Here is a 1,636-nt window from a genome sequence, read left to right on the forward strand (position 1 = left end):
TTGGTTGCGGGGGTAGGATTTGAACCTACGACCTTCAGGTTATGAGCCTGACGAGCTACCGGGCTGCTCCACCCCGCGACAGTTTAGAGTGGTGATGTAGCTGTGTTGTTGATTGTGTTCAACGTCAAAATGGGGATTTGTTACAGTTCTTTGATTATTTTTGGTTACGGGACGATTGGGGGGCGTGCGTTGAGGGCGTCTACGTCAAAACCGGCGATTGTTTTATACTGTGAGGCGACCTTTGCCAGGGCGTCATTGCTGAGAACATGGTTAATGTGGTCAAATCCGTCGGGGGCGAGGGCGGCGACCTCGTCGAGGATCTTATCCGGTCCATCGCCGCGATTCGCCAGAACGATGCGGTTTACGGTGTCGCGCCGGTTGGCTTCATAAGCGTGGAGCGCGGCGGGTTCGATGCCGTGATCCAGCAGGGATTGGGTCAAAACCCGTGCATCCAGGATCGCCTGACTGGCCCCGTTTGACCCGATGGGATACATGGCATGGGCCGCATCCCCCAGCAATGTGGTGCGCCCGAAGGTCCATTGATCCAGCGGATTGCGATCCACCATGGGGTATTCAAACACCGCATCAGCAGCGCGGATCAGGGCCGGAATATCCAGCCAGTCAAAGCGCCAGTCTTCAAACTGCGGCAGGAAATCCTTCAAATCACCGCGCCGGTTCCAATCCTCACGGTTCCACAAATAATCCGCCGGCTTGCTCAGATCAGCGATCCAATTCACAAACTGACGCCCGTCAGGCAGGTTTTCGATAGGGTAGACGACGAACTTTTGATCCTTACACCCCGCCATGGCCATGGTTGCCCCGCTCAGACAGGGCGGCGCCAGCGTGGTGCCGCGCCACATGATTGTCCCCCCCCAATGGGGCGCGCCCTCATCCGGCATATTTTGCGCCCGCAGTGCCGAATGAATCCCGTCCGCAGCCACACAAATCGACCCGTTGACCGTACTGCCATCGGCAAAAGACACCTCAACCCCTGCGCCCAAATCCCGCGATCCCACCACACGGCGGCCCATTTCAACAACGCCCGCACCAGCCCGTTCCAGCAAAGCATCCCGCAGCATCAGCTGCAACTTACCCCGATGCACAGAATACTGCGGCCAATGATACCCGGCAAATTTCCCACGGGCCTCAGCCCAGATATAGCCCCCCTGCTGTGAGAAATAGGCCACCTCTTTGGTGCGAATGCCAATGGGATCCAGCCGGTCAGCCAAACCCATCTCTGTCAATTCGCGCACCGCATGGGGCTGCAAGTTGATCCCAACCCCCAAAGGCGCCATTTCGGAAACGGCCTCAAAAATCCGGAACGGAACCCCCTTGGCCTGCAGACTTAACCCCAAGGTCAATCCGCCAATGCCAGCACCCGCGATGATTACAGTCATAAATCCCCCCACCCCGCCGCATCCCTGCCACAGGCGTTATTCGTATCAGTTGCAACGAAGTTAAAGGAGCGCAGCAGATTTCCAAAGCAAAACTTTACGCACCCCTGCCTCGGATCGGGTTTTCCCGCGCCATTTTTCTGGCCTTCTCTGATGCGTTGTTTATCGTTGTGGTGATTTTGGTTGGTTTTGCGGATATTCCCCGGCGGATTTGGGTTTTAGAACGCAAAAAGCCGCCCGAG

Annotated in this window: 1 protein-coding gene and 1 tRNA gene; both read right to left on the minus strand. The window is 56.9% G+C overall.

Going from position 1 to position 1,636, the window contains the following annotated elements:
* Position 1 precedes the first annotated feature (1 nt).
* Positions 2-78: transfer RNA gene (locus GGE09_RS23395), tRNA-Met, on the minus strand.
* Between the two features lie 86 nt (positions 79-164).
* Positions 165-1,397, minus strand: coding sequence for a flavin-dependent oxidoreductase (locus GGE09_RS23400; RefSeq protein WP_309748467.1), 1,233 nt, complete (start codon positions 1,395-1,397; stop codon positions 165-167).
* Positions 1,398-1,636 lie beyond the last annotated feature (239 nt).

The sequence above is a fragment of the Roseobacter sp. N2S genome (genome assembly GCF_031454055.1).
GTDB lineage: Bacteria > Pseudomonadota > Alphaproteobacteria > Rhodobacterales > Rhodobacteraceae > Amylibacter.